The sequence below is a fragment of the Amycolatopsis sp. NPDC051371 genome (genome assembly GCF_040682155.1).
In the GTDB taxonomy this organism is placed as follows: domain Bacteria; phylum Actinomycetota; class Actinomycetes; order Mycobacteriales; family Pseudonocardiaceae; genus Amycolatopsis.
Genome location: NZ_JBFBAG010000040.1, coordinates 53,459 through 79,604 on the forward strand (window position 1 = coordinate 53,459; position 26,146 = coordinate 79,604).

Genomic DNA, 26,146 nt, shown 5'->3' on the forward strand with positions numbered 1-26,146 from the left:
TGCATCCATCTGCCGTGTGCCTCGTCGGGGCAACGGTGACGGCCCGGTGACGCTCGGGCGGCGCGATCGCGACGGGGTTCTGCCAGGATGTGTCGAACACGCGTCCTCAGGGGGTACGCGACCACATGCCTGTTCCCGCGAAGATGCTTGCGCCACGGCCGACCACGCGGAACGTCACGCAGACGCCGGACACGCACCCGGCCCCGGCTGAGGTGGTCCGTACGCGGACGCCGGTGAGCAACGCGGCGGCCATGGGCGGGCTGCCTGGCTGGTCAGTGGAGGTGCTTCTGGCCGGGCAGAACCTCGTCGGCAACCAGGCCGTGGTGAGCAAGGCCGTCGCGACCACTCCTGAGCGGAAACCGCCGGCCCAAGCCAAGGCCGCGGCGCCCCCTGTTGTCGGGGAGCCGACGGCGGCGAAGCGGCCCGAGAAGGACGAGGCTCCCAAGAAGGAGGCGGCCGGGCCGCGGTCACCAACAACGGACCCGAAGTTCCAGGCGCTGACCAAGGACGTCGCCACCAAGAAGAAGGCGGTCAGCAGAAGCCACCCGCCTGCCACGGCCGAGGCCGGTGCGGCACAGGCGGCGGCGGTGCCACCGGCTGACGACCGGGAGGCACGCGGCAAGGCGGCGCGCGCCGAGGACATGGACTCCGCCCAGCCCAAGGAGTTCGACAAGGCCGCGTTCGTCAAGGCGGTGAAGGACGCGGTTGCCGAGCGTGCACCGAAGAACCTCGACGAGGCGGACAAGTTCGGCGACTCCGGCAAGGCCGAGGAAGTGAAGACCGAGGTCCAGGGCAAGGTCAGCGCGGGAAAGGAGACCTCGGCGCGGGACATCGCGAACACGACGGCGCAGGTGCCGCAACCGGCGCCGGACGGCAAGGCGGTCGTGCCGCTGACCCCGGACCGGGTGCCCGGAAAACCCGGCGCGCCCAACCCGAGCCTGGCCGCGCCGGACGTGCTTCCCCCGTCCGCCACGGACATGTCGGCAGGCCCGGCGCAGGTCGACGACCAGATGGCGGCGGCGCAGGTCACCGAGCAGCAGCTGTCGTTCGAGAACTCGCGCGAGCCGTCCTTCGGCAAGGCGGTCCAGGACAAGAAGGCGATGGACGACCACTCGGCCGTCGCACCCAAGCGGCTGCGTGCCGGCGAGTCCCGCGAGCTCAAGCGGGTCAAGGACACCGCGGCGGTCAAGGGGACGGCCGCGATGACCGGCATGCACGACGTCCGCGTGGCGACCGGCAGGCAGGTGGGCACGGGCAAGACCGGCGCCAAGGGCCATGACGAGGACAAACGCGGCCAGGTCACCGCATTGCTGCAGTCGGTGTTCGACCGGACCAAGGGTGACGTCGAGAAAATACTGTCCAATCTGGACAAGATGGTCGACCACCAGTTCACGTTCGGCGAGAAGAACGCGCGCGACCGGTTCACCAAGGAACACAAGCTCGGCATGTGGCGGTACAAGCACGAGCGGTACGCCCCGCCGCTGGGCCCGGCCCGCTGGGTGGCCGACCAGTTCGGTGACCTCCCGCAGGAGGCAAACCAGATCTACGTGCGGGCGAAGGACCACTACCTGACGGCGATGGAGCAGGTGATCTCCGGCATCGCCGACACGATCGCCCGGGAGTTGCGCCGCGCCAAGGACCGCATCGCCTCAGGCCGCAAGGAGATGCGGGACGCGCTGGACAAGCTGCCCGCGGATCTGCGGACGATCGGCCGCGAGGCGGCGACGGAGTTCGACGGCAGGTTCGACGAGCTGACGGACACGGTCGACGACAAGGCCGGCGACCTGGTCGACACCCTGGCCACCCGGTACGTCGACGCGGTGAAGTCGGTCGACGGGGAGATCACGGCGGAGAAGGAGAAGAACAAGGGCCTGGTGACCAAGGCGGTCGAGGCCGTCGGTGACGTCATCGAGACGATCAAGGAGCTGGGCCGGCTGCTGCTCGGAGTGCTCCGCAAGGCGGCGTCGGCGATCGGCGCGATCCTGAGCGACCCGATCGGTTTCCTCGGCAACCTCGTGACGGGGGTCGGCGGCGGGCTGAAGGCGTTCGCCAAGAACGCGGGCCGTCACCTCGCGCAGGGTGTGCTGGCGTGGCTGCTCGGCACCGGCGCCACCACGGGCGTCCAGCTGCCCGCCACCTTCGACGTCCTCGGCATTCTCGTGATGCTGGCGTCGATGCTCGGGTTGTCGTGGCCCGCCATCCGCGCCCGCCTCGTCCGCAAGGTCCCCGAGAAAGCCGTGGCGGCGGCCGAAACCACGGTCCCGCTGGTCGTCGCCGCGAAGCGACACGGCGTGGCCGGCCTGTGGCCCGACCTGAAGGGCATGGTCGGCGACCTGAAGCACGACCTGGTCAAGAACCTGGTCGACTTCCTGCTGCCGACGGTGATCATCGCGGGCGTCAAACTGATCGCGTCGCTGTTCAACCCCGCCTCGGCGTTCATCCGCGCCTGCAAGATGATCATCGACATCGTGGTGTTCATCGTGACCCAGGCCCGCCTGATCATCGACTTCGTCAACGCGGTCCTCGACGCCGTGATCGCGATCGCGAGAGGCAACACCGGAAGCGCGGCGTCGGCGGTGGAGAACGCCCTGGCGAAGGCCGTTCCCGTACTCATCGGCGCGTTGGCCGCACTTCTAGGCCTCGGTGGGATTCCCGGCAAGGTCAAGCAGATCTTCCACAAACTGGGCCGCACGGTGGAGCGCGCCATCGCCAAGGTGGTCGACAAGATCGTCGGGCTGGTCAAGAAGCTGTGGGGCAAGGTCAGGCCGAAACCCGAGAAGCGCGGGGAATCCGGGAAACCCGACGAGCCCGGCGAGCGGCGCGTGCCGGTCACCGGTCGCGTGCCACGCCGGGCCGCCGGGCGTCGTCCGGCCAGGCGACCGGCCGACCGGCGCGGACCTGGCCGTCGCGACGAACAGCGCACCAAAGACCGCGACAAACAGCGTGCCAAGGACCGCGACAGGCAACCTGCCAAGGACCCGAAGAAGAAGGACGAGCCGGCCGATCGTCAGAAGCGCGTGTTGATGTCCGCGCTGCACGAGGCCGCGAGGCTGGCCGACCGGCTCGGTGACGAAGACGCCGTGCGGCGCGGGCTCCCAGGGATCCGTGCTCGCCACCGTCTGACCGTGCTGACCGTGGTCACGCGCCCCGGCCCCGGCGACAAGGTGCTGTACGAGTTCACCGGGGTGCTCAACCCGCGTGCGACGTTCGATCACCTGGCGCAGGACCGGTATCTGCGCATCGCGAAGGAGGAGTACAAGGAAAAGGGCAACCGGGCGTTCGCCCTCACGGACATCGTGGGGCCGAAGAAGGTTCACGTGCCGGGGCTGGCGAAGCTGCTGGGGCTCGGCGTGACGCAGGCGCGGAAGTACGCCGATGCGTGGGTGGCCGCGGGCAAGCTCGAGGCCGAGCCCACCACGCGAGGGCGGATGATCTACAAGTTCGTCGAGCTCACCGACGCCAACCTGGAGGTGCCACTCGAGCACCCCGAGTACGGAAAGTGGATGAACGGCAGCGAGAAGTTCGGGCTCTCGGTGACGGAGGCACGGGAGCTGTGGTTCCGCGTCATCGAGGGTTTCCGCACCCGCGACGATGGGAACTTCGACGCCGTCGCCGACGTGCTGCTGGTGAATTTGCGCATTCCGCCGGGAAAGGGCGCACTGTGGTCGGAAGGCGTCGACCTGGCCGACTACGCCGCCAGCCGCGGGTTCACCACGCTCGAAAAGCAGGAGTTCTACGCGGTGACCGAGGGGCTGACCTTCCTCGACGAGTGGGAGAGGGTCCGGCCGCTGTGGGCGAAGCTCTCCGCGCGGTACGCCGGAAGACTCCGCAAGGTGATCCACCTGTTCATGCGCCTCTGGAAGCCGAATTCGATCATGGTCAGAGTCGAACTCGAGGCGGTGAGGGAAGTCCAGAAGGTGTCGGGCCGCGAGATCACGCTGAAGTTCCACGGCATGGCGTGGGGCGACGACCCCCGGCGGATACTGGACAGCGCGGTGCCGCGATACTGGCGAGAGCTCACGCGAGACGGCGACGAACTGGCCAAGGGCAAGCAACAGGAGCTGGACGAGTCCGGCCTCAAAGAGGCCACGCAGGTCGCCAAGGCCCGCTTCGACAAGAAGCAGAGAGACAAACAAGCGCCGCCCGGCAAGGAACCGCAACGGTGAGGATGACCCACGATGGCAGAATCCTCCTTGTTCAAGCGATTCAAGGCCGGGGTGAACGCCCCGCTGCGGTTTCGGCGTGACGAGATCGACGACCTTCCCGGCGTCCGGCTCCTGCCTTTGCTGGAGGGCGAGGAACGGATCGCGGCGGAGGACATTCTCATCTCCAAGGTCGAGCAGGACGACGGCCGGGCGGCGGTCGCGCTGGCCGAGTTCGGCTGTGTGCGTGCCATTCCCGCGTTGGTCAGGTCGGCCACCGAATCGACGGCGCCGTTGATGCGGGTGTTCGCCGCGAGAGCGCTGCTGCGACTGGGAAACGAGTCGGGCCGGGCCGCCCTGGTCGCCATGCTGCGCAACCCGACCGAGCGTGTGGACGAGCGTGACGAAGCCGTCCGGTTGCTGGCCGAGTTTCTCGAGCCGGACAAGACTTTGTTGTGGGAGGTGGCACTTTTCGACCCGCACCCGATCGTCCGCGCCGCGGCCGTCGACGCGGTGCTCACCGCGTGGGGCCTGGGTGACCGCGTCACGAGCGGCGGCGATGCCCTGCTGGGCATCGCCGGACGGATGATGTCGACCCTGCGTTCCGTGCGGCAGGAGGCAGGGGACCAGCTACGCGAGATCCTGGCCCGGATCGACGCTGGTGAGACCGCCGGAGACCTGGGCCTGACGTCGCGCGTCGACCGGGACGAGGAGCCGCTGTCCAGCTTCGACCAGAGCATCGAAGGCGACGAGCCGGACTTCCCGATCGCCGGGCTGCTCGACCTGCCCGCCCCGGCGTTACTCCTGGTGCACAATCTGATCCTTCTGCGCCTCGACAAGGATCCGCGTGCGGTCAGGGCCGCGGGCCGGCTCGGCGTCCGCCGCGCGATCGAGCCGTTGCGCGAGATGCTCCGGTCCGCTACAGGTGACGAACGCGCGGACATCGAGGCAGCGCTCGCAATGCTCACCGACTGACGCATCGGCAACCGAGGTGATCCGCAAGTGCCGTTCTGTGGTCGTGACTGTCCGCTCATCAGCGTAAGGCGTTCTGTATCAAGCACGATGTGTCTCAATGGGTGTCGGATCGGGGGTGAGCCGTTCGTGGAGTAGATGAGCGGCCACCACGAGGGCGCCGCCAGTACCCACAGGGGATGAGATGTCGCACCCGGAGCCCGTCGCCCGCCGCATGTACGACCTGGTCGAGCCCCTCGGCCTGGTGCCGTACTTCGCCGACGAGTCGGACGAGGCCTTGATGGCGCTGGGCCTGCGCAACCCGTGGGACGTCTACTTCGCCGGACGGGCCGCGCCGTTCGGCCGGGCGGTGCCGGCCGAGGTGGTCCACGCCGTCTTCTACAACTTCGCCCCCGGCGAGGTGGCACGCCACATCCCGCGGGTCTGGGATCTGACCACACCCGAAGCGGCGCTGGCCGCCCGCGAGCGGGGGTGCGTCGCGGGCATGCGGCGGATCCTCGGCGAACTCGCCGACGACCCCGGCGTCGCTCGCGCCGGCGACCTGCTGTTGAAGGCGGCGACCAGCGCACCTGTGGAAGGACGCGCCGTCTACGCCGCCCTGCGCGCGCTCCCGGCACCGCACGAGCCGGTGGCGCGGCTTTGGCACGCGGCCACCCTGCTGCGCGAGCACCGCGGCGACGGCCACACCGTCGCGTTGCTGGCCGAGGGCGTCGGCGGGACGGAAGCCCACGTGCTCCACGCCTTGTCCGTCGGTATGCCCGCGAAGGACTTCGGCCGGGTCTGGCACCTCCCCGCCGCGCAGCTGAACGCGGTCATCGACGGCATGCGCGCCCGCGGTCTCGTCGGGACCGACGGCTGGCTCACCGCCGCCGGGCGAGCCACGAAGGAACGAGTCGAAGCGCTGACCGACCGGCTCGCGGAGGCGCCGTACAACGCCCTGAGCCCCGGGGACCTCGACCGTCTCGTCGCCGACCTCGAACCGATCTCGGCTGCCCTCCGGGCGGTATTCCCGATGTAGCAGTCGACACGCGCGCTCATGCCGACAAACGCGGGTCGGCAGGGACGGGAGTTTCGACAACGCCCGTCCCCGCCCCGTGCGCCCTACTTCGGTGCTTGGAAGCCGCCGGTCTTCGGCTCGAGCAGTTCGGCCAGCCGCAGCGGAGTGCGGTCCTCGAACGCCGGGCCGATGAGCTGCACTCCGACCGGCAGGCCCTCGGGGGACCGGCCCGCGGGGATGGCGGTGGCGGGCAGGCCCGGCATGGTGGCCAGGCCGGCCCAGACGAGCTGGTCGAAGTACGGGTACTCGACGCCGTCGATGTCGATGCGCCGTTCCATTGGATTGGGGTGGTGGTCGTGCGGGAACGCGGGCGTCGGCGTGATCGGGCACACCACCGCGTCGAACTCGGCGAACAGCTGCCGCCAGCCGTGGCGGTGGACCTCGCGGCGGTTGTTCGCCTCCAGCCAGTCGCGGTGGCTGAACACCATGGCGCGCAGCCGCGTCGCGTCGAGACTCTGGTCGTCCGCGCTCAGTCCGGCGACGCGCGTCCGCAGCCGCTCGAGCGATTCGGTGGGAAAACGCGCGACGGAGCCCGAAATCAGCAACTGCATGTAGAGCGTCGCGGCTTCGGTCAGATCGGGCAGCAGCGGACTGTGCCGTTCGACGCGGGCGCCTCCGTCGACGAGCGCGGCGGCCACCCGGTTCACGCCCGCCCGCACGGCGGACCCGGTCGCGATGAGCGGATGCTCGTCGAGGGCCAAGACCCGGAAGTCGCGGAGCCGCTCGTGGCGGGCTGGTGGCAGTGCCGACCGGTGCGCCAAGCCGAGCGTCAACGGGTCCGGTCCGGCCATGACGTCGAGCAGGAGCGTGAGGTCGCGGGCGGTGCGCGCCATCGGGCCGACGACGGCGAGGTCGAGGTCGGTCGGCAAGGCCGGCTCGGACGGCGCGACCATGCCGCGGCCGGCCGCCAGTCCGAGCGTCGGCTTGTGCGCGTAGACGCCGCAGAAGTGCGCGGGGGTGCGCAGCGAGCCGGCGATGTCGGAGCCGATCGACAGCGCGCCGAACCCGGACGCCAGGGCCGCCGCCGACCCGCCGGAGGATCCGCCCGACGTGCGACCGGGATCCCACGGGTTGGTGGTGGTGCCGTAGATCTCGTTGAAGCTCTGGATGTCTTGCAGCCCCAACGGCACATTGGTCTTGCCGAGCACCACCGCGCCCGCGGCCTTGAGTCGCGACACCTGTACCGCGTCCTCGGCCGGCATGAAGTTCCGGTGCTGCGGCATCCCCCAGGTCGTGGGCAGCCCGGCCATGTTGTACGACTCCTTGACCGTCACCGGAATGCCGAGCAGCGGCCGGTCCTCCCCCCGCGCGCGTGCCTGGTCGGCACGGTGTGCGGCCGCCCGCGCACGGTCGAAGTCCGGCACGCAGATCGCGTTGATCACCTCGTCGTCGCGCTCGATACGGGCGATCGCCTCGTCGGTCAGTTCCACCGAGGTCACCGCACCGGCGCGCAACGCGGCAACGAGTTCTTCGGCCGTCTGAAAGCTCGATTCCATGAATCCGAAGCTAACGGCGCGCCACAGAAGACACGAAATTCCGACTCGCGCAACGGGGAAGCCGGACGGGCCACCTTCACCGGCGAATTCGTGTACTCGTTCTGCCATCGAAGGCGACTTACCGCAGGTCAGGGCGCCGACAGGGGACCAACTCCACCGGCGCCGGCCATGAAACGCCGCATCGTGCAACGGGATGGATGTCTCAATTCCCTCAGCCGGCGGAGAAGTAATGGCCGTTGTCCAAATCGGCGAGCAGGCCGGGCTGAGCGGGTTCCCAGCCGAGGGTCCGGCGGGTGATGAGGGTGGACGCCGGGTAGTTCCGCGTGACTATGTTCGCGAGGAACCCGAAGTATCCCGGCACCATCAGTTCGTCCGCGGGAACGCTCACGGCGGGCAGGCCCAGACGGCTGCCGATGGCCTCGGCGATCTCGCGCAGCGGGATGGCCCCGTCCCCGACCGCGTGCCAGTACTTGCCGGCCGGACCCTTCTCCAGCGCCAGGCGGAACAAGGAGGCGGCGTCGCGGATGTGCACGGCGTTCCACAGGTTCGCGCCGTCTCCGGGGTAGCCGGCGAAGCCCTTCTCCTTCGCGAGCGCGATCAGCTGCAGGAGGAAGCCGGCACGATCGGTCGTGCTGTGCGCGATGGTGGCGATCCGCACGACCGAAGACCGCACTCCCCGCTCGGCGAGGCCGACCACGGCGGTTTCCACGACGTTGCGAGCCCGCAGGGTGCCCTTGTGCTCATCACCGGCGGGAAGGGCCGGGTCCTCCTCGGTGGCCGGGCGGCCCAGGTTCCCTGGTGAGCCGATGCTCCCCGCCGCGACCAGCGGCTTTCCGGTTCCCGCCAGTGCCTCGCCGTACGCGAGCACGATCGGGAGCTCCGCGGCGGCTACGGCGTCGATTCCACCGGACGGAAGCAGGTCTTGCCGGTGCGCGACGTGGACGACGCCGTCGGAGTCCGCGGCCGCCTCCTTGAGCCCGTCGAGATCCTGGAGGTCGCCGCGACGCACCTTCGCGCCGAGCGCGGACAGCGCCGCCGCGGCCGTGTCCGACCGGGCCAGACCGGTGACCTCGTGCCCGGCGGCGATGAGCTCGGGGACGATGTACGAACCGGAATGGCCGGTCCCGCCAGTGACGAAAACGCGCATGCTACTGGTCCTTGTGAGTGGTGTGGTGCGGGTGCGCTCAGCTCAGAATGTTGACGCCGAGGAAGAAGTTGGTGTGCTTGACAGAGTGGGAGACGAGGCCGAGTTGCAGCAGGGCGACGTTTTCCAGCGCCCGCGCCATGGGCAGTTCCCCGATGTCCATCGGGCGCAGTCCCATGCTCTCGATGAACGCCGACACGCTTGCCTTCGCCTGCGCGTCGTCGCCCGCGATGAACACGTCCAGCGGGCGACCCTCGACTGGGCCGGCCGCCAGAACATGGGAGAACAGGGTGTTGAACGCCTTGACGACCGGCGCGCCGGCGGCGGCGGCCTTGGCGATCTCCTGCGCGCCGGAACTGCCTTCCGGGGTGACAAAGCCCTTGAAATCGGGAGAAACGGGGTTGGTGAGGTCGATGATGACCTTGCCGCGCAGTGCGTCCCCGTACTCGCTGACCACCACCGCCGCGCTCGTGTACGGCACGGCGAGGACAACGATGTCCCCGGCCGGGGTGGCGCCGGCCGTCCCGGCAGTGGCGCCGTCGAGTGCGGCGGCCAAATCCTTGGCCTTGGCCTGATCGCGGCCGATGATCTCGACGGCGTTGCCGCCGGCGAGCGCACGTTCGGCCAAAGCGCCGGCCATGTTCCCCACGCCGATAACACTGATGCTGCTCATTGCCGTGCCTGCTTTCCGGAGCTGAACAAAGACGCCACGCCGTCGTCGACAGTTGTGTCGTCGGCGTTCGATTCCTGATGTGCTGCCGAATTCGCTTCGGCCCGATTCGGTTACCTATTCAGGTTGCCATCGGCCTGAGTGGGTGTCCAAGACTTCTTTCAGCCGTCGCGATACCCTGAAGGCATCGCCGGACCGGGAGGCGCCATGGATCTGGACCTGCGCAAGGTGCGCTACTTCGCCGCCGTCGCCGGCACGCTGCACTTCGGCCGCGCCGCCGATGAGCTGCACATCGCTCAGCCGGTGCTCAGCAGGCAGATCCGCGCGCTGGAAACCGATCTGGGCACCCCGCTGTTCATCAGGGACAGTCACGGCGTGGTGCTGACCGACGCGGGCCGGCAGCTGCTGGCCGACACCGGCCCGCTGCTGGCCTCCGCGGACGCGGTCCGCCGCCGGGTGTCCGCGGCCGCCCGCGGCAGCCGGCGGCTGGTGGTCGGTTTCCGGACCGGCATCCCGGTCATCCCGGCGGCGCGGGCGTTCGAGGCCCGGCAGCCGGACGTGGCCGTGGACGTGCAGCGGATGGAGTGGGACGACCAGGCCTCGATGCTGCTCGACGGCCGCGTCGACGTCGGCTATGTGCGGCTGCCGATCGACGAGACCGGTCTGCGGGTGACTCCGCTGTACACCGAGCCGCTCATGGTGGTGCTGCCCGCGGCCCACCGGCTGGCCGGCAAGGAAGAGGTCACCGAGGCCGACCTGGCCGGCGAGCCGCTGGTCTGGCACGCCGGCCCGAGCACGCAGCCCACCAGGCGCCCGCACCCCGACTCAGGGGTCCGGGTGCGCGGGGTGGAGGAGAAGCTCGAGCACGTCGCGGCCGGCCGGGGCATCTCGTTCGTGGGACGTTCGGAGACCGTGTTCTACTCGCGTCCGGACGTCAGCTACGTACCCATTCCGGAACTCGCGCCCGACCAGGTGTGCCTAGCGGTGGCGGCAGCACGCACCTCGCCGCTGGTCGACGCCTTCGTCACGGCGGCGCAGGCGACGGCCGAGATAACGGCGGAATGCGGCGACTTGGGTGCGGCTCCGGTGGAGTGATCGCGCGCTGCGTCATCGAGCCGCCGTCACCGGGTGCAGGACCGCCGCTGGTCGCGCGCGCCGAATTCCGGAGCGAGACAGAAATTGTCAAAACGCGACGTAAGGCACCCGACGTGAGCAGGTCATCTGGTGTTCGCGTCGGCTCAAGCAGGCGGGAATAGCGTCCGGGGCGCTGAAGAATTCTCCCCGGAAAACCGAATGAGGCAGATCATGCGCGAAAATCAGGCGGGCCCGAACCGACGGTCCTTCCTGCGCAACGCGGGGTTGGCCGGCGTCGGCGCGACGGCGCTGGGTGCGCTCGGCGTCGCACCGGCCGAAGCCGACACCGCGAACAGCGCGAACAGAGGCGGCGGCCGGTGGAACCCGGACGGCGAGAGCCGCCAGTTCACCGTCGCCGTGATGCCGGACACCCAGTACCTCTACTGGGGCAGCCAGAACAGCATCAACCCGGAACCGCAGGAAGCATCGCTGCGGTACGTGATCGAGAACAGCGGCAAACCGGACAGCAACATCGTCTTCCTGGCCCACCTCGGCGACCTGACGCAGGACGCCGACGTCACGTCGTTCCAGGCCGTGGACAAGACGTTCAAGATCGCCGACTCGGCCGACGTCGCCTACAGCGTGCTCGCGGGCAACCACGACGTGTCCGGGGACGACACGCGCGGCAGCACGCCGTACCTGCAGACGATGGGCCCGCAGCGGTTCCGCCGCCGGAAGTCGTTCCTCGGCTCCGACGCCAGCGGCTACAACACCGCGCACGTCTTCCGCGCCGCCGGGCGCGAGTGGCTGCTGCTGGCCATGGACTGGCGCACGTCGGCCGCGGGCTTCGCGTGGGCGAACGACGTGATCAAGAAGCACCCGCAGCTGCCGGTGATCCTGACCTGCCACGAGATCGTCGCGCCGACCTACGGCGACGAGGTCTACCCGTACGAGTCGGGCGACGCCGAGAACAACGCCGAGATCACCGGCTACGGCCAGACCGTGTGGGACTCGCTGATCAAGGACAACGACCAGATCTTCCTCACGCTCAACGGCCACTACTGGCCCTCGGGCCGCATGACGAAGAAGAACGCCGCCGGCAACGACGTGCACCTGCACATCACGAACTACCAGAACCGGTACATGAGCGGTGGCGGCATGCTGCGCCTGTACCACTTCGACCTCGAGCGCGACACGATCGACGTCGAGACGATCTCGCCGTGGATCCTCGAGAAGGACCCCGCGAAGCGCAACCGCATGGAGGTGCTGGAGTCGCGGCTCACCACGTCCGTCGACCGCTTCTCGATGCCGTTCGACTTCGAGCAGCGCTTCGCCGGCTTCATCCCCGTGCCGGTCCGCCCGGCGCGTCCGGCCGGCAAGGTGCTCGTGCCGGGCACGCTCGCGTACTGGCGCTTCGACAACGTCGGCGCGAACGGCAGCTCCGTCACCTCCGGCCAGAAGGTGCGCGACCTGTCGGGCCGCGGCAACGACCTCACGCTGCAGTCCGTCGCCGGCACTACCCCCGACGCCCTGACCTGGACCGATGATCACCACCCCGACCAGCCGGGCCACGCCAGCCTGCGGTTCGCGGGCGGCAAGAACCCGCTGCACGGCGCGTACCTGGCCACGGGTTCGCGGGCGCCGCTGAACACCGAGACGTTCGAGCACGGCTACACCATCGAGACGTTCGTGAAGATCCCGCGCGACTGGGACGGCGGCACCAACGGCAACATGGCCGTCCTGGTCCGCCGCGGTGCGTCCGGCGACGCGGGCAAGCACGGCAAGAACACCGACCCGAAAGAGCCGGTGGCCCAGCTCATGACCACGAACAACGGCCGTGAGGTGCAGTTCAACTGCTACCCGCTCAGCCAGACCTACCCGACCACCAACTGGAGCCACGGACTGGCCGAAGACCAGTGGTGGCACATCGCGGTCGTCAACGACGGACACCACACCAAGGTCTACGTCGAAAGCTCCCCGGTGGCCGACAACCCGTTCACCGACTCCGTCGGCATCGCCTCCCTCGGTCTCACGTGGCTCCTCGGCGGCCACGAATACGGCGGCGTGCTCGACAACGTGTTCCACGGCTGGATCGGCGACGTCCGGATCGTGAACCGGGCACTGCGGACGGACGAGTTCATGACCCAGTGATCCACGCGGTGGTCACCCGCTGCCGTCTCGGTCAGAACAGGGTCGCGGGCTCGATCGGCTCCGGCTCGGGCAGTGCGTCGAGGCCGGGCACCAGCGCTCGCACGTCGTCGTGGAAGCGGCGGGCGAGCGCCGGTGCGTCGACGTTGTCGGGGGTGTGCACGAAAACCGTGGGCGACCGGCCCTCGCGCAGCCAGCCGGCGACCACCGCGGTCCACGGCCGCCACCCCTCGACCGTCTCCTCGACCGAGTCCCGGCCCAGGTAGCGGACGATCGGCCGGTCGGTCAATGCCCGCGTCCGCCGCGGCAGCCGTGGCTTCTTGGCCCACGCGTCCTCCTCGGCCTCGCTGGTCGGCGGGCTCTGGAAGAAGACCGTGGTGTCGAACGGCACCCACTCGGCGTCCGCGTCGGCGAGGGCGCCCTCCAGCAGCGACGTCGAGCCGGCGTCGGTGAAGAACCCGGGGTGACGTACCTCCACGGCGCGCCGGCGGTCGGCGGGGAGCCGACGCAGGAAGCGGCCGAGGGCATCGACGTCGGACGGGCCGAACGAGCCGGGCAGCTGGGTCCACAGGACCGCCCGTTCGCCGAGGGGTTCGATCGCGTCTAGGAACGCCCGCATCTCGGCCTCGACCCCGGCGAACCGGCGCTCGTGCGTGACGAGCTTGGGCAGCTTCACCACGAACCGGAAGCCGGGATCGGTCTGCTGCGCCCAAGTCGCGACGGTGTCCCGGCTGGGAGTCGCGTAGAAGGTGGTGTTGCCTTCGACCGCGTTGCACCAGCCGGCGTAGGCCCGCAGGCGCTCCTTTGCCGGCAGCGACGGCGGCAGGAACCGCCCGGGCCACGCCTTGTGGGTCCACATCGCGCAGCCGACATGAAGACGTGCCACTGGCGTCAGCTCCCGACGTTCATCCGGCCGGCTGCCGGGCCTGCTTCAGGTTCGCCTGGTGGGGCCCGGCGAGCCAGTCTCGCTCGAGACGGGCGTCGGCCGGTTCCTCTCCTCGCCGCAGCGTGTCGATGTACGCGTGGTCGGCGGCGAGGCGGGCCGCTATCTCGGGGCCCTCCGCGACCGCGCCGTGGCCGGGGATCACGACGTCGACGTTCCGGACGGCCTCACCCAGGCGGTCGAGGGCCGCCTGGTAGACGCTCACCTGATCGGGGCGGCGCGGGTCCAGCATGGGGATCAGGACGTCGGACAGCATGTCGCCGGCCAGCAGGACGCCGCGGTCCGCCAGCAGGACCGCCGCGTGGCCGATGGCGTGCGCGTCGTGCTCGATGAGCTCGCCCGGCACGCCTCCGCCGTCCGCGGGCAGCGGGGTGACGAGCCCGATCAGCTCCAGCGGGATGCCCGACGCGCTCTCCGCCGCCATCGCCTGCGCCCGCTCCCGGACCGCGGGGGCAGCCTGGGCGCAAGCCGAGGTGGCGTAGCGCGGCACGTCGCCGAACCGAGCGTGCCAGAGCAGGTGGTCCCAGTGGAGGTGGGTGGCGAACCCGGCGACCACCGGGATGCCGAGCCGGTCCACGTCGTCGGCGAGCTGGTTCAGGTCGGACCCGTCGATGCCGGGGTCGACCAGGGTCAACCCGGCTTCTCCGCGCACCACGACGGCGTTGCTCCACACCCACTCGCTCTGCCGGACCCAGACACCGTCGGCCACCTGCTTCAGCATCCGTCCACTTTGTCAGGTGCCCGCGTCCGGCGCTATGGTCACCCCGTGCACCCGCCGCCGGACGGCAAACGCAGCTGGGCGAGCGCGCGTTTCCGCGGTTCTGGCGTGCTCGTCGAGCTGATCTTCCTGGTGCTCTGGTTCCTGCTCTTCATCCGGCTCGACGCCGCCGTGGGCAAAGACCTCGCGACCGCCAACGCCAACGCGCTGGCCCTCCAGTCCGCGGAACACGCGGTGCACATCGACATCGAGCGGAGCGCGAACGACTGGCTGACCGGCAATCCGGTCCTCAGTCAACTGGCGGTCTATGTGTACCGGCTGTACTACGTGGTGGTCGCCGGCACGCTGCTGTGGGTGTTCGTCCGGCACGCCGAGGTCTACCGCAACGTCCGCCGGACGATGGTCGCGATGATGGCCCTCGTGCTGCCGGTCTACTGGGCGGTGCCGATGTCGCCGCCGCGTTTCGCTCTACCGGGTGCCGTCGACATCGTTGCCGGGTACGACATCCTGAGCCAGGACAGCTGGACGCATCCCAGCCACTACACGGCCATGCCCAGCATGCACGTGGGCTGGTCGCTGTGGTGCGCGTACGCCGGGTGGACCGCGCTCCGGGGCACGCACCCTCGCCTGGCACTGGTGTCGTGGTCGTTCCCGCTGCTCATGATCGCGGTCGTGCTGACCACCGCGAACCACTACGTTCTCGACGTCGCGGGCAGCATCACGCTGCTGGCCGTCTCGATCGCCGCCGGGTCGCTGGGGGGCCGTCTCGTCGCACGCCGGCGGCCGATGCCACGAGGGTCAGCGGCCAGCTGACATCCTCGGTCTCGTCCTGCGCCCGGCGGCTCGAAACGGTGTCCAGCTGCTCGGCGGTGAGCCGGCCACCGGTGGCGATGCAGCACCGGACCAGGGACCGGACCTCGTCGTTCGCGGAGCCCGGCTCGAGATCCCCCTCCCACAGCTTCAGCGCGTGCACGGCCGCGCGTCGCGACACGTCGGGCACCGACGCGTACCAGTGCCCGCCCATGCTGCTCGGTGGCGGGTCGCCGGGTGACGGCACACGCCGGCCGAGCCGCTTCTGCCGCACACGCGAGTTCGCGTACGCCGCGGCCTCGGCGCGCCACACCGCGCGACTGGCCTCCAACGCCTCCAGCGCACTCACCAGAGCCCGCTCGTGCCGCTGGTACGGACCGGCCAGCTCGGCGAGGAAGCTCAACGTCGCCCGGTGACCGATCGGGTGGTAGAGACGCACGCACGAACACAGCGCCGCGACCCGCCGGCCGTGCGCCAAACGCCCATCACGCACCCGGCGCGCCCGCTCACTGAACCCCATCAGGCGACACTAGCGCCGCCACCGGTCGCGCACCTATCGCCGGCTTATCGAAAACCGCATACGAGCCCGCAACACCACGCTGGTTTGACTGGCCGGCATGACCTTCGGCGAACCAGCACGTACCGCGGTCCGATCGCCGGCCCCACCCGCCACCACGACGGGGATCACGATCTACGGGTGCGAACCGGACGAGGCCGTGCTGTTCCGGGAGATGGCGCCTCGCTTCGGCGTGGTGCCGACCATCACCGACGCCGCGGCGTCCGAAGCCACATCCGAACTGGCGCTCGGCAACCGGTGCGTCAGCGTCGGGCACAAGACCCGGATCACCGGCTCCACCCTTCTCGCGCTGAGCGAAGCCGGCGTGGAGTACATCTCCACGAGGAGCATCGGGTTCAACCACATCGATGTGCCCTACGCCGAGCGCGTCGGCATTTCCGTGGGAAATGTCGCCTACTCCCCCGACAGCGTCGCCGATTTCACCCTGATGTTGATGCTGATGATGGCGCGGCACGCGAAAAGCGTCTTCCGGCGCACTGAGGCGCACGACTACCGGTTGAGCGACGTACGCGGGAAAGAACTGCGCGACCTGACCGTCGGGGTGATCGGCACCGGACGCATCGGCGCCGCCGTCATCGACCGGCTGCGGGGTTTCGGCTGCCAGACACTGGCCTACGACAGCCGTCCGCAGACCTCCGCCGACTACGTTCCGCTCGACGACTTGCTCATGCAGAGCGACGTGGTGACGCTCCACACGCCACTCAACGCGGAAACCCATCATCTCCTGAATCGCCGGCGCATCGAGCAGATGCGACACGGCGCGGTCGTCGTCAACACCGGACGCGGTTCCCTCATCGACACCGAGGCTCTGGTTCCGGCGCTGGAGAGCGGAAAGCTGGGCGGCGCGGCGTTGGACGTCCTCGAAGGAGAGGAAGGGATCTTCTACGCCGACTGGCGGGACAAACCGATCGGCAGCGAAGCGTTGCTGCGGCTGCAAAGCATGCCGAACGTGCTGATCAGCCCGCACACCGCCTACTACACGGACCACGCACTGAGCGACACCGTCGAAAACAGTCTCGTCAACTGCCTGACCTTTGAAAGCGGGAAGCAGCATGGATAGGTTGAAGGTCGGAATCATCTTCGGGGGCTCGACCGAAGAACACCCCGTCTCCGTCAAGTCCGCGCGAGAGGTCGCGAAACACCTCGACACCGAAAAGTACGAGCCGTTCTGGATCGGGATCACGAAGAACGGCGAGTGGAAGCTGTGCGACGGCCCCGACGCCGGCTGGGAGAGCACCGATTGTCGTCCGGTCGTGTTGTCGCCGGATCGCGGCGTCCACGGATTGCTCGTCCTGGAGCAGGGACGGTACGAGACGATCAGGCTGGACGTCGTCCTGCCCCTCCTGCACGGCAGGCTCGGCGAGGACGGTGCGACACAGGGTTTATTGGAACTGGCCGGCGTCCCCTACGCCGGCTGTGACGTCCCGAGTTCCGCTCTGTGCATGGACAAGTCCCTCACCTACCTCGTCACCAAGAACGCGGGGATCGCGACGCCGGAGTTCCGGGCCGTCACGGTGGATGAGCACATCGATCCCGGTGAACTCACTTATCCGGTCTTCGTCAAACCGGCCCGGTCAGGGTCTTCTTTCGGTGTCAGCAAGGTGTCCCGCGCCGAAGAACTGCCGGGTGCGATCGAGGCCGCGCGGCAGTACGACTCGAAAGTGCTGATCGAAGAAGCGGTCGCCGGCCACGAGATCGGCTGTTCCATCCTGGGGAACGACCAGGATCTGTTCGCGGGCGAACTGGACCGGGTCGCGCTCTCCCACGGCTTCTTCAAGATCCACCAGGAGAGCAACCCGGAAAGCGGTTCCGAGAACTCGACGTTCATCGTTCCCGCGGACATTCCGGCGGAATCGCGCGCGCTCGTGCAGGAAACGGCGAAGGCCATCTACCGCGCCCTGGGCTGCCGGGGGCTGGCTCGGGTGGACCTGTTCCTGAAGGACGACGGAACCGTGGTCCTCAACGAGGTCAACACCTTGCCCGGCTTGACCTCGTACAGCCGTTATCCGCGGATGATGGCGGCCGCGGGGCTGCCGCTCGGCGAGGTGCTCGACCGGCTGGTGTCGCTGGCCCTGACCGGGAAAATCCAGTGAACGACGACTTCGTCTTCGTGGACGAGTTCGCGCCCGGAATACGGTGGGACGCCAAGTACGCCACCTGGGACAACTTCACGGGCAAACCGGTGGACGGGTACCTGGCGAACCGGGTCGTCGGCACGAGAGCATTGTGCGAGGCCCTGGAAAGAGCGCACGAAAAGGCCGAGTCGCTCGGCTTCGGCCTGCTCCTGTGGGACGGCTACCGCCCGCAACGCGCCGTGGACTGCTTCCTGCGCTGGTCGCGGCGGCCCGAGGACGGCCGGACGAAGCGGCGGCACTACCCGAACATCGACCGGGCGGAGATGTTCGAAAAGGGCTATGTGGCCGCGAAGTCCGGGCACAGCCGGGGCAGCACCGTCGACTTGACGCTCTACCACCTGACCACCGGTGAGCTCGCGGCCATGGGCGGCGACCACGACCTGATGGATCCGATCTCGCACCACGGCGCGACGGGGATCACGCCGGCCGAAGCGACGAACCGGCACCACCTCTGTTCCCTCATGGAGACCTGCGGTTTCCGGCGGTACGAACGCGAGTGGTGGCACTACACGCTGCGGGACGAGCCCTTCCCGGACACGTACTTTGACTTCCCCGTCGGTTAGCCGGGTGATCCGGCCGGTGCGTGCCGCCGACGCCCCGCGTGTCACCGGGCTGCTGACCGAGCTCGGGTACCCGAGCGAGTTGGCCGCGGTGACCCGGCGGCTGGCGGGCATCCTGACTTCGGCCACCCAGTGCGTCCTGGTCGCGACGCCCGAGGACGACTCCCGCATCGACGGTTACGTCGGTGTCGAGCGGCGGCCGGCGCTCCTGCACCAGGAGGAGCGGATCGAGATCACCGGGCTGGTCGTCGAGGCGGCGGCCCGCCGGACCGGCGTCGGCCGCGCTCTGGTGCGGGCCGCCGAACAATGGGCGGCGCGGCAGGGCCTGCACACGATCGTGGTCCGCTCGAACGTCGTGCGTCCCGAATCCCACCCGTTCTACGAGGGACTCGGGTACCGGCGGATGTCGACCTCGCACACCTACCGCAAGGAGTCACCGGAGCCACCACCGTGACAGCCGCACCGTGATGCGGAGCCCGCCGCCGGGACGGGGAGCCAGGGTGAGGATCCCGTCGTGGGCCTGGGTGATGCTCTTGACGATCGCCAGGCCGAGGCCGACGCCCGCGTGGTCGGCGCGGATGCGTTCGGTGCCGCGCTGGAACGGTTCGACGAGCGTGGAAACCAGCTGCGGGGTGAGCGTCTCGCCGGTGTTTTCGACGGTGAGCACCACGGATTTGGCTTGGACGCTGGTCGTCACCCACACCGTGCCGCGGTCCGGCTGGTTGTGGACGATCGCGTTGTGCACGAGGTTCGTGGTCAGCTGCAGCAGAAGCGCGTGCGAGCCGTGGGTAGGGGCGATTTCGCCGGAGTTCTCGAGGGTGAGGCCGCGTTTTTCCGCCAGCGGGAGCAGGGTTTCCGTGGCCTCTTCCGCGACGAGGGAGAGGTCGACGCGTTCCCGCGCGAAGGAACGCTGGTCGGCCTGACTGAGCAGGAGCAGCGCTTCGGTGAGGTCGATCGCCCGGGTGTTGACGGCGTGGAGGCGGTCGACGAGCTCACCGGTGACCTGCGCCGGATCGCTGCGGGCGACCTCGAGGAGTGCCTGCGAGATGGCCAGGGGAGTGCGCAGTTCGTGGGAGGCGTTGGCGGCGAACCGCCGCTGCTCGGCGACGTGCGCTTCGAGCCGGGTGAGCATCGTGTCGAAGGCGTCGGCGAGTTCGCGGAACTCGTCCTTGCGGCCGTCGAGCCGGATCCGGTGCGACAGCGATCCGTCGGTGGCCATGCGGGTGGCGTCGGTGATGCGGGTCAGCGGGGCGAGCATGCGGCCGGCGAGGATCCACCCGCCCAGGAGCCCGAACACCAGCAGGAAGACCACGACCACGCCCGCGGCCGACGTGAAGGTGCTCATCAGGGTGGCGCGGTTCAGCACGCCCCCGGGCATGACCGCGACATCGGGCAGGTGACTGCGCAGGAACACCCACACAGTCATGAGCAGCAACGCGCCGGCGAGCATGAGGAACCCGGCGTAGCTGAGGGTGAGTTTGAGGCGGACGCTCAGCCCCGGTTTCCGGTCCACGGTCTCCTCAGGTGTCGATGCGGTAGCCGACGCCGGCCACGGTGGCGATGACCCAGGGTTCGCCGAGTCGCTTGCGCAGGGCCGAAACCGTGATGCGCACGGCGTTGGTGAACGGGTCGGCGTTCTCGTCCCACGCCCGCTCCAGGAGCTCTTCGGCGCTGATGACACCGCCTTCGGCCGCGACGAGCACTTCGAGCACCGCGAACTGCTTCCGGGTGAGCGCGACGTAGCGGCCGTCGCGGTAGACCTCGCGGCGGAACGGATCCAGGCGCAGGCCCGCGATTTCGCGGACGGGTGGCCGGTTGTGGGCGCGCCGGCGGTCGAGCGCCCTGAGCCGGAGCACGAGCTCCCGGAGTTCGAACGGCTTCGTGAGGTAGTCGTCGGCGCCGAGCTCGAACCCGGACGCCTTGTCGTCGATCCGGTCCGCGGCGGTGAGCATGAGGATCGGCATGCCGCTGCCGGAGGCGACGATGCGTTCGGCGACCTCGTCACCGGACGGGCCGGGGATGTCGCGGTCGAGGACGGCGATGTCGTAGGCGTTGACGCCCAGCAGCTCGAGGGCGGTGTCGCCGTCACCGGCGATGTCGGCGGCGATCGCTTCCAGGCGCAGGCCGTCGCGGACGGCTTCCGCCAGGTAGGGCTCGTCCTCGACGATCAGCACGCGCACGTTCCCGATGCTACGAGCCGGACCATATCGGCGGCATATCGAAAGCCGGATACGCACCGGCAACGCCGCGTTGCCTTGACTGCGGGCATGCGGACTCATGGCGCTGTCCCCCACCCGGTGCGGGTCTTCGACGACGAGACTCCGGCCGTGGCCAACCTCGATCCCGCGCTGCTCGGTGCCCTGCGCCGGGCCGCGACGGACGCCGCGGCCGACGGCGTCGAGCTCGTCGTCAACGGTGGCTGGCGTTCGCGTGAGTACCAGGCGCGGCTGCTCGCGGCGGCGATCTCGAAGTACGGTTCGGAGAGGGAGGCCGCCCGGTGGGTGGCCACGCCCGAGACGTCCGCGCACGTCTCGGGGGACGCGGTCGACGTCGGGCCTTCGTCGGCTTGGGCGTGGCTGTCCTCGCACGGCGCCGCGTACGGGCTCTGCCAGATCTACCGCAACGAACCCTGGCACTACGAACTGCGTCCCGAGGCCGTCGAGCACGGCTGCCCGCCGCTTTATGCGGACCCGTCGCACGATCCGAGGATGGCTTCAGCTTTCGGGGACGCCCAGTGACTCGCGGTACCAGTCCGCCGCCTCGGCCAGGCGCGGGCCGGGCGAGACGCGGGTCCGTTCCCAGATGCGGCTGCTCTCGTACCAGTGATCCCGCGTGAGCAGGGAGTACTGGTGGTCGGTCAGCGACGGGAGGGCCGTTCGCGTGCGGGCTCGGTGCTCGGCGAGCGGCAGGTCGGTCGTGGGCAGTGGCAGGCCGAGCAGCCCGCACACGTCCGTGGCCAGGCCGCGGATCGTGACCGGGCGGGGATCGGCGACGTGGAAGACCTCGCCCGGCCGGCTCAGGCCGGGCTCGAGGGCCAGCACCGCGATCACCGCGGCCAGATCGGCCACGGCGACGACCGACGTGCGGGCCGCACCGCCCGCGGCCCAGGCCGGGACCGCGCGGACCCAGCGGACCAGTGCCGGGACGACGTGCCGGTCGCCGGGGCCGTGGATCAGGTGCGGGCGGAGCACGGTGCCGCCGGCTGCCCGGACCAGGCGCTCGCCGGCCAGCCTGCTGCGGCTGGTCGGGGAGGCCGGGTCGGTGACCAGCTCGGGACCCGGGTGCAGGTGCTCGGCCGCCGGGCCGGCACGGGTGGCCGGCGGCTGTGGATCCACTGCCAACCCGCGCCCGGCTTGCGGGCGCTCGCCCGACAGGCCGATCCGGTCGGTCGGCGGCCCCAGCTCCGCCACCGGCTCGGACCCCGCACGCGGGCACTCCCCCGCCGAGCCGGTCCGGGTCGCCGACGGCCCCAGATCCGCCGCCAACCCGGACTCGACTCCCGTGTGCTCCTCCTCCGACCGGCCCCCGCCGGTCAGCAACTCCGGATCCGCCGCCAACCCGGATCCGCTCCCCCGGCACTCACCCGCTGACCCGTCCCCCCTGGTCAGCGACCCCTGATCCGCCGACCCGGCCCCACTCGAGCGCTGACCCCGGAACGATCCCGGATTCGCCGTCAGCCCGGAACCGGCCCCCAGCCCGCCCCGGCCTGACGACGCTCCCCCGTCGTCCTCCGGCACCCTCGGCCCCCGGTGGACTCCGTCCCGGTACACCGCGCACGTGCTCAGGTACAGCACGCTCGGCGTCCCGGCCCGGTGGGCCTCCGACAAGAGGTTCGCCGTGCCCACCTCGTTGACCGCCGTGCACCGCTCGAAGTCCCCGCCCACCTGGGATGCCAGGTGCACCAGTGTCGTGATGCCGGTGCACACCCCGGCGAGGCCCGGGGCGTCCGTCAGGTCGCCGGCCCACGTCGTCACACCCGCGCCGGTCATCCACTCCGGTGGCGGCCGCCGGACGAGGATGCGGACCCGGGGGCCCAGTCCTCGCCCGACCAGCTCGCGCAGCACCGCCGTGCCGACGAAGCCCGTGGCGCCGGTGACCAGGATGTCCGGCTCACCGGCCGTCACGACAAACGCATCGCCAGCGTGCCGCTCGCGGCCGTGGCGCCCTTCTGGCGGACCTCGACCCGGACCGTCCGCGTGCGGTCCGGGCCGGCCTCCTCCGGGTGGACCACCAGCAGGCATTCGGAGTCGAACTCCACGTAGCTGTCGAAGCGGAACTCCGCGGTCGCCGGCAGCGCGTACGGGTCGCCGATCGCCAGCAGGGCCGCCTGGCGCGCGCCTTCGATGAGCACCATGCCCGGCACGTGGTCGGCCGGGTGGTCGAAGAGCACCGCGTGGTCCGGGTCGAAGCGCAGCGCCCACGTGCCGTCCGTCGGCGTCGCCGCCACCAGGACGTCGTCCGCGCGGTCGCGGCCGACCGACGCCGGGGCGACCGGGGCCAGGACCTCCGCCTGGAACGGGGTCGCCGCGAAGTGGTCGCCCCGCACCCGGCGGTACACCGCCGAGGACACGCAGCGCCAGCGCTCGGAAGCGGTACCGATGCGGTGGCCGTCGCGGAAGCACTCGAAGTCCAGCCGCATGCCGCCGACGTTCTTGCCGCGGTACTCGATCTCGTGCGCACTGACCCGCAGGACCACGTCGACGGGGCGGCCCACGGTGGCCAGCCCGGTCTGCTCGACCGCGTATTCCTTGTGGTCCGACAGGAAGCTGTAGCTCAGCGGCACACCGTAGGCACGGTGGGCGATCAGCAGCGCCGCCTGGCGGATGGTTTCCGCGTACAGCATCGGATCGTGGAACACCGGCGTCCGCGGCCCGAAGAAGCTGTGCCGGCGCGGCCACTGCGCGCCGACCTCGAACCGGCCTTCGCCGAGGATGTTCAAATCGGTGACGAAGACTTCCGAGACGGCCGCGCGGTGCACGAGGCTCCGCGGGATCGTCTGCTGGAAGTCGACGGCCCGCACGGCGGGCATGTCGATGATCTTGGTTTCCGGCATTTCGCGCACAGACTCTTGAAGGATGGTGCCGACCATGACGGTCCTCCTAGAATGTCCTACCCCAGTACCCCAGTACTCCCCCGCTCCATTTGTAGCCGAACCGGACACCTAAAACCATACCAACCGAGCGGTTTTTTTTAGTGGCTTTCCCGGGCGACGGGACGTAGACTGGCGTACTGACGCACGAGGTACCGCCGAATGGTCTACTGTGGACTGACCGGCACTAGCGAGAGGGGCTGGACGTGGCTCGCCAAGAACGCGCGGAGCAGACACGGAACGCGATCCTCGAGGCGGCGGCCTCCCGCTTCGACGCCGTCGGCTTCCTCGGTGCGAGCCTGTCGGACATCCTGACCGAAGCGGGTGTCACGAAGGGTGCGCTGTACTTCCACTTCAAGTCGAAGGAAGATCTGGCCGACGCGCTGATCGACGAGCAGTTCACGGTCTCGGACCCCCTCGAGAACGTCGAGAACCCGGGGCTGCAGACCGTCATCGACCTCACGCAGGGCATGGCGGCCAGCCTGCAGTCCGACGTCCGGGTGCGCGCCAGCATCCGGCTCGTCATCGAGCAGGGTTCGTTCATCGCGCCGGCGGCCAACGCGTACAAGCGGTGGATCGACACGATCCACGGCTGCCTGCTCGCCGCGAAGGCGGCGGGTGATCTGCGCAAGGAGGTCAACCCGCACGACCTCGCGCAGTTCGTGCAGGCGTCGTTCACCGGGATCCAGCTGAGCTCCCAGGTGCTCACCGGACGAACGGACCTGCTGGAGCGGATCACGTTCATGTGGAACATGATCCTGGTCTCCGTGGTGCCGCCCCGGCGACTGCACCGGTTCGTGCCGCAGGGCTCGCTCGCCGAGTCCGCTTCCGTCTGACCCACGCACGAGGTACGGGTCGCCCTTTCAGGCTCCCGCGCCCGCTGTCGGCCGCGGTGACCGCTCGGCCAGCTCGATGAGCCGCCACAGCTTTCCCAGCGTGACGGCGAGGTCGCTGTCCGGCACGACGATCCGGCTGGCCACCACGGATTCGAGACCCACGCACGTGACCACCACCAGCAGCTCCGCGGTCTCGAGCGGCACGTCGGCGCCGAGCTCGCCGCCGTCGATCGCGTCGGCGACGCACTCGTGGACCTGGGCCAGCCAGCTGCGGGAGAACACGACGAACCGCTCGTCCACGGACCCCATCTCGCGGGCCATGCGGAAGCTCGCGCCGACCTTCGGGTCGCTGTCGAGCCACTGCATGAGGGCGCGGCTGAGCTCGGCCAGGCGCCGCAGCGCCGGCCGGGGCACGGTGAGCTGACGGCCCACGTGCGCGCGCAGCACCTCCGTCGCGGCGATCTGCACCTCGTCGCAGATCTCGTCCTTGGAGGAGAAGTGGAAGTACAGGCCACCCTTGGTGACGCCGGCCGCCTGCGCGATGCCCACCATGCTGGTGGCGGCGTAGCCGTCCTGGTGCAGCAGCACGGCCGCGGCCTCCAGCAACAGGCGCCGCGTCTGTTCCGAGCGTGCCTGCTTGGTCACCGTCGGTCCCCTCAGCTTCGAGCCGTCCGGCGCAGGGGACCCTGCGCTTCCCGATCATGATTACATACCAACCGCCCGGTTTACAACTAGGGGAACCCCGAAAACCGGCCCCTACCAAGGTACTTCGCGACCGCTCGCAGAACAAACCGACCGACCTCCCGGTTTTGTCTTGAAAACCGACCTCCCGGTTTAGTACGCTGCCGAGGTGGGACCGGGCACATGGGCGCTGGAGGACACACTGGGGGCGCCAGGCCGGGCAGATCCGATCGACGCGGACACCGGAGGCACTGGAAATGGACTACGAGATACTGGGGCAGCTGAAAGTCGGCGGGCGGCCCGGCGTCAGCGCCCCGCGGGCACGCAAGATCGAGACGCTGCTCGCCGTGCTGCTGGTCAAGCGCAACCAGGTGGCGACCACCGAGCACCTGATCGGCGAGCTCTGGGGAGAGCACCCGCCGGCCCGCGCGAGCGCCGCCCTCTACGTCTACGTCTCGCAGCTGCGGAAGCTGCTGCGCGGCACGGGTGACGACGCGGACGACAGCCCGGTCGTGACCAGCCCGCGCGGCTATTCACTGCACGTCACCGACGGCGAGCTCGACGCCGACCGCTTCACCCGTCTCTACGAGCGCGGCCGGGCCCTGCACTGGGACCGCAACTACAAGGAGGCCGCGGCCGTCCTGCGCGAAGCCGCGAAGCTGTGGCGCGGCGAGGCGTTCGGCGGTTTCACCGACTCCCCCGACGTCCAGGCCTACGCCACGCTGCTGGAGGAGACCCGGCTGGAGTGCCTGGAGCTGCTGATGGAGACGGAGCTGCTGATCGGCAGGCACCGCGAGGTCGTCGGGCAGCTTTCCGCGCTGGCGAAGGAGCACACGCTGCGCGAGACGTTCTACGAGTACCTGATGACGGCGCTGCTGCGGTCGAACCGGCGCGCCGAAGCGCTGGAGACCTTCGCCTCCGCCCGGCACCACCTCGTCCAGCAGCTGGGCATCGAGCCCGGCAGCTCGCTGCGGAAGCTGCACCACAGCATCCTCGTCGGCGAGATGTCGGACGCGGTCTGATCCTCCTCCGCGTCCGGCCCAGCGGCCCGGGTCCCCGCCACCAGCGGGGACCCGGGCCGCTTTTACGGCACT

The 26,146-nt window shown here is 69.8% G+C and carries 24 protein-coding genes; 13 read left to right on the forward strand and 11 right to left on the reverse strand.

All coding sequences use genetic code 11. From position 1 onward, the window contains the following. Nucleotides 1–233 precede the first annotated feature (233 nt). The 3 genes from AB0M59_RS38235 to AB0M59_RS38245 all read left to right on the forward strand — a co-directional run bounded on the left by AB0M59_RS38235 (nt 234) and on the right by AB0M59_RS38245 (nt 6,132). Complete coding sequence (locus AB0M59_RS38235; protein ID WP_364625210.1) at nt 234–4,166, forward strand: hypothetical protein; 3,933 nt, start codon at nt 234–236, stop codon at nt 4,164–4,166. Nucleotides 4,167–4,178: 12 nt separating this feature from the next. Then, complete coding sequence (locus tag AB0M59_RS38240) at nt 4,179–5,117, forward strand: HEAT repeat domain-containing protein (RefSeq protein ID WP_364625213.1); 939 nt, start codon at nt 4,179–4,181, stop codon at nt 5,115–5,117. Between the two features lie 181 nt (nt 5,118–5,298). Beyond that, a complete protein-coding gene (locus AB0M59_RS38245; protein WP_364625216.1) occupies nt 5,299–6,132 on the forward strand; it encodes a MarR family transcriptional regulator in 834 nt (277 codons plus the stop codon). Between the two features lie 83 nt (nt 6,133–6,215). Here AB0M59_RS38245 and AB0M59_RS38250 read toward each other — a convergent pair whose 3' ends face one another. The 3 genes from AB0M59_RS38250 to AB0M59_RS38260 all read right to left on the reverse strand — a co-directional run bounded on the left by AB0M59_RS38250 (nt 6,216) and on the right by AB0M59_RS38260 (nt 9,484). Further along, the gene (locus AB0M59_RS38250) at nt 6,216–7,667 is read right to left on the reverse strand and encodes an amidase (protein WP_364625218.1); all 1,452 of its coding nucleotides are present in this window, start codon (nt 7,665–7,667) and stop codon (nt 6,216–6,218) included. A 211-nt stretch (nt 7,668–7,878) separates the two neighbouring features. Next, nucleotides 7,879–8,814, reverse strand: a complete 936-nt coding sequence (locus tag AB0M59_RS38255; RefSeq protein WP_364625221.1) for an SDR family oxidoreductase — start codon at nt 8,812–8,814, stop codon at nt 7,879–7,881. Between the two features lie 37 nt (nt 8,815–8,851). Then, nucleotides 8,852–9,484, reverse strand: a complete 633-nt coding sequence (locus AB0M59_RS38260) for an NAD(P)-binding domain-containing protein (protein ID WP_364625223.1) — start codon at nt 9,482–9,484, stop codon at nt 8,852–8,854. Nucleotides 9,485–9,688: 204 nt separating this feature from the next. Here AB0M59_RS38260 and AB0M59_RS38265 point away from each other — a divergent pair, with 204 nt between their 5' ends. Next, nucleotides 9,689–10,576 carry a LysR substrate-binding domain-containing protein gene (locus AB0M59_RS38265; RefSeq protein ID WP_364625226.1) on the forward strand — a complete coding sequence of 296 codons (888 nt, stop codon included), beginning with the start codon at nt 9,689–9,691 and terminating at the stop codon, nt 10,574–10,576. Nucleotides 10,577–10,786: 210 nt separating this feature from the next. Beyond that, the gene (locus AB0M59_RS38270) at nt 10,787–12,706 is read left to right on the forward strand and encodes a LamG-like jellyroll fold domain-containing protein (RefSeq protein ID WP_364625229.1); all 1,920 of its coding nucleotides are present in this window, start codon (nt 10,787–10,789) and stop codon (nt 12,704–12,706) included. 31 nt (nt 12,707–12,737) lie between these two features. On the opposite strand, the gene AB0M59_RS38275 is transcribed toward AB0M59_RS38270, so the two are convergent. Then, nucleotides 12,738–13,562 (reverse strand): DUF72 domain-containing protein, encoded by an 825-nt coding sequence (locus AB0M59_RS38275; RefSeq protein ID WP_364625307.1) that lies wholly within the window; start codon nt 13,560–13,562, stop codon nt 12,738–12,740. 46 nt (nt 13,563–13,608) lie between these two features. Beyond that, nucleotides 13,609–14,367: an MBL fold metallo-hydrolase gene (locus AB0M59_RS38280; protein WP_364625232.1), complete on the reverse strand. Its 759-nt coding sequence runs from the start codon at nt 14,365–14,367 to the stop codon at nt 13,609–13,611. A gap of 45 nt (nt 14,368–14,412) precedes the next feature. Between AB0M59_RS38280 and AB0M59_RS38285 the strand changes: the two genes are divergently transcribed. Continuing rightward, nucleotides 14,413–15,177 carry a phosphatase PAP2 family protein gene (locus tag AB0M59_RS38285; protein WP_364625234.1) on the forward strand — a complete coding sequence of 255 codons (765 nt, stop codon included), beginning with the start codon at nt 14,413–14,415 and terminating at the stop codon, nt 15,175–15,177. On the opposite strand, the gene AB0M59_RS38290 is transcribed toward AB0M59_RS38285, so the two are convergent. Further along, nucleotides 15,083–15,694, reverse strand: coding sequence for a hypothetical protein (locus tag AB0M59_RS38290; protein WP_364625237.1), 612 nt, complete (start codon nt 15,692–15,694; stop codon nt 15,083–15,085). The two genes, AB0M59_RS38285 and AB0M59_RS38290, sit on opposite strands and share 95 nt — an antisense overlap. Nucleotides 15,695–15,905: 211 nt before the next feature. Here AB0M59_RS38290 and AB0M59_RS38295 point away from each other — a divergent pair, with 211 nt between their 5' ends. The 4 genes from AB0M59_RS38295 to AB0M59_RS38310 are packed head-to-tail and all read left to right on the forward strand — an operon-like array spanning nt 15,906 to nt 18,900. After that, the gene (locus AB0M59_RS38295; RefSeq protein WP_364625309.1) at nt 15,906–16,811 is read left to right on the forward strand and encodes a D-isomer specific 2-hydroxyacid dehydrogenase family protein; all 906 of its coding nucleotides are present in this window, start codon (nt 15,906–15,908) and stop codon (nt 16,809–16,811) included. After that, nucleotides 16,804–17,844: a D-alanine--(R)-lactate ligase gene (vanA, locus tag AB0M59_RS38300; RefSeq protein WP_364625239.1), complete on the forward strand. Its 1,041-nt coding sequence runs from the start codon at nt 16,804–16,806 to the stop codon at nt 17,842–17,844. The genes AB0M59_RS38295 and vanA overlap by 8 nt, the downstream gene beginning before the upstream one ends. After that, nucleotides 17,841–18,449, forward strand: a complete 609-nt coding sequence (gene vanX / locus AB0M59_RS38305) for a D-Ala-D-Ala dipeptidase VanX (protein WP_364625242.1) — start codon at nt 17,841–17,843, stop codon at nt 18,447–18,449. The genes vanA and vanX overlap by 4 nt, the downstream gene beginning before the upstream one ends. Nucleotides 18,450–18,465: 16 nt before the next feature. After that, nucleotides 18,466–18,900 carry a GNAT family N-acetyltransferase gene (locus AB0M59_RS38310; RefSeq protein WP_364625245.1) on the forward strand — a complete coding sequence of 145 codons (435 nt, stop codon included), beginning with the start codon at nt 18,466–18,468 and terminating at the stop codon, nt 18,898–18,900. Here AB0M59_RS38310 and AB0M59_RS38315 read toward each other — a convergent pair. Both AB0M59_RS38315 and vanR-Sc read right to left on the reverse strand, forming a co-directional pair. After that, on the reverse strand, nt 18,880–19,959 hold the full coding sequence (locus tag AB0M59_RS38315) for a HAMP domain-containing sensor histidine kinase (protein WP_364625248.1): 1,080 nt from the start codon (nt 19,957–19,959) through the stop codon (nt 18,880–18,882). The genes AB0M59_RS38310 and AB0M59_RS38315 overlap by 21 nt on opposite strands. 7 nt (nt 19,960–19,966) lie before the next feature. Beyond that, nucleotides 19,967–20,626 (reverse strand): VanSc-type vancomycin resistance response regulator transcription factor VanR, encoded by a 660-nt coding sequence (gene vanR-Sc, locus AB0M59_RS38320; protein WP_364625251.1) that lies wholly within the window; start codon nt 20,624–20,626, stop codon nt 19,967–19,969. A gap of 87 nt (nt 20,627–20,713) precedes the next feature. Between vanR-Sc and AB0M59_RS38325 the strand changes: the two genes are divergently transcribed. Continuing rightward, entirely contained in the window at nt 20,714–21,184 is a 471-nt protein-coding gene (locus AB0M59_RS38325) for a M15 family metallopeptidase (RefSeq protein WP_364625253.1), read from the forward strand. On the opposite strand, the gene AB0M59_RS38330 is transcribed toward AB0M59_RS38325, so the two are convergent. Further along, a complete protein-coding gene (locus AB0M59_RS38330; RefSeq protein ID WP_364625256.1) occupies nt 21,161–22,570 on the reverse strand; it encodes an NAD-dependent epimerase/dehydratase family protein in 1,410 nt (469 codons plus the stop codon). The genes AB0M59_RS38325 and AB0M59_RS38330 overlap by 24 nt on opposite strands. Continuing rightward, nucleotides 22,567–23,535, reverse strand: a complete 969-nt coding sequence (locus AB0M59_RS38335; protein ID WP_364625259.1) for a ScbA/BarX family gamma-butyrolactone biosynthesis protein — start codon at nt 23,533–23,535, stop codon at nt 22,567–22,569. The genes AB0M59_RS38330 and AB0M59_RS38335 overlap by 4 nt, the downstream gene beginning before the upstream one ends. A 206-nt stretch (nt 23,536–23,741) precedes the next feature. Between AB0M59_RS38335 and AB0M59_RS38340 the strand changes: the two genes are divergently transcribed. Then, entirely contained in the window at nt 23,742–24,371 is a 630-nt protein-coding gene (locus AB0M59_RS38340; protein WP_364625262.1) for a ScbR family autoregulator-binding transcription factor, read from the forward strand. A 27-nt stretch (nt 24,372–24,398) separates the two neighbouring features. Here the strand turns inward: AB0M59_RS38340 and AB0M59_RS38345 are convergent, their stop codons facing one another. Then, nucleotides 24,399–25,016 carry a ScbR family autoregulator-binding transcription factor gene (locus AB0M59_RS38345; RefSeq protein ID WP_364625265.1) on the reverse strand — a complete coding sequence of 206 codons (618 nt, stop codon included), beginning with the start codon at nt 25,014–25,016 and terminating at the stop codon, nt 24,399–24,401. A gap of 293 nt (nt 25,017–25,309) precedes the next feature. Here AB0M59_RS38345 and AB0M59_RS38350 point away from each other — a divergent pair, with 293 nt between their 5' ends. Then, complete coding sequence (locus AB0M59_RS38350; RefSeq protein ID WP_364625268.1) at nt 25,310–26,074, forward strand: AfsR/SARP family transcriptional regulator; 765 nt, start codon at nt 25,310–25,312, stop codon at nt 26,072–26,074. The last annotated feature ends 72 nt before the right edge of the window (nt 26,075–26,146 follow it).

What these genes read in the sequence shown, in the direction of transcription:
- AB0M59_RS38270 (WP_364625229.1), top strand. Translation starts at nt 10,787, where the DNA reads ATGCGCGAAAATCAGGCGGGCCCGAACCGACGGTCCTTCCTGCGCAAC.
- AB0M59_RS38290 (WP_364625237.1), bottom strand. Translation starts at nt 15,694, where the DNA reads ATGGGGTTCAGTGAGCGGGCGCGCCGGGTGCGTGATGGGCGTTTGGCG.
- AB0M59_RS38260 (WP_364625223.1), bottom strand. Translation starts at nt 9,484, where the DNA reads ATGAGCAGCATCAGTGTTATCGGCGTGGGGAACATGGCCGGCGCTTTG.
- AB0M59_RS38240 (WP_364625213.1), top strand. Translation starts at nt 4,179, where the DNA reads ATGGCAGAATCCTCCTTGTTCAAGCGATTCAAGGCCGGGGTGAACGCC.
- AB0M59_RS38295 (WP_364625309.1), top strand. Translation starts at nt 15,906, where the DNA reads ATGGCGCCTCGCTTCGGCGTGGTGCCGACCATCACCGACGCCGCGGCG.
- AB0M59_RS38255 (WP_364625221.1), bottom strand. Translation starts at nt 8,814, where the DNA reads ATGCGCGTTTTCGTCACTGGCGGGACCGGCCATTCCGGTTCGTACATC.
- AB0M59_RS38325 (WP_364625253.1), top strand. Translation starts at nt 20,714, where the DNA reads ATGCGGACTCATGGCGCTGTCCCCCACCCGGTGCGGGTCTTCGACGAC.
- AB0M59_RS38250 (WP_364625218.1), bottom strand. Translation starts at nt 7,667, where the DNA reads ATGGAATCGAGCTTTCAGACGGCCGAAGAACTCGTTGCCGCGTTGCGC.
- vanA (WP_364625239.1), top strand. Translation starts at nt 16,804, where the DNA reads ATGGATAGGTTGAAGGTCGGAATCATCTTCGGGGGCTCGACCGAAGAA.
- AB0M59_RS38245 (WP_364625216.1), top strand. Translation starts at nt 5,299, where the DNA reads ATGTCGCACCCGGAGCCCGTCGCCCGCCGCATGTACGACCTGGTCGAG.
- AB0M59_RS38275 (WP_364625307.1), bottom strand. Translation starts at nt 13,562, where the DNA reads ATGTGGACCCACAAGGCGTGGCCCGGGCGGTTCCTGCCGCCGTCGCTG.
- AB0M59_RS38350 (WP_364625268.1), top strand. Translation starts at nt 25,310, where the DNA reads ATGGACTACGAGATACTGGGGCAGCTGAAAGTCGGCGGGCGGCCCGGC.
- AB0M59_RS38280 (WP_364625232.1), bottom strand. Translation starts at nt 14,367, where the DNA reads ATGCTGAAGCAGGTGGCCGACGGTGTCTGGGTCCGGCAGAGCGAGTGG.
- AB0M59_RS38265 (WP_364625226.1), top strand. Translation starts at nt 9,689, where the DNA reads ATGGATCTGGACCTGCGCAAGGTGCGCTACTTCGCCGCCGTCGCCGGC.
- AB0M59_RS38335 (WP_364625259.1), bottom strand. Translation starts at nt 23,535, where the DNA reads ATGGTCGGCACCATCCTTCAAGAGTCTGTGCGCGAAATGCCGGAAACC.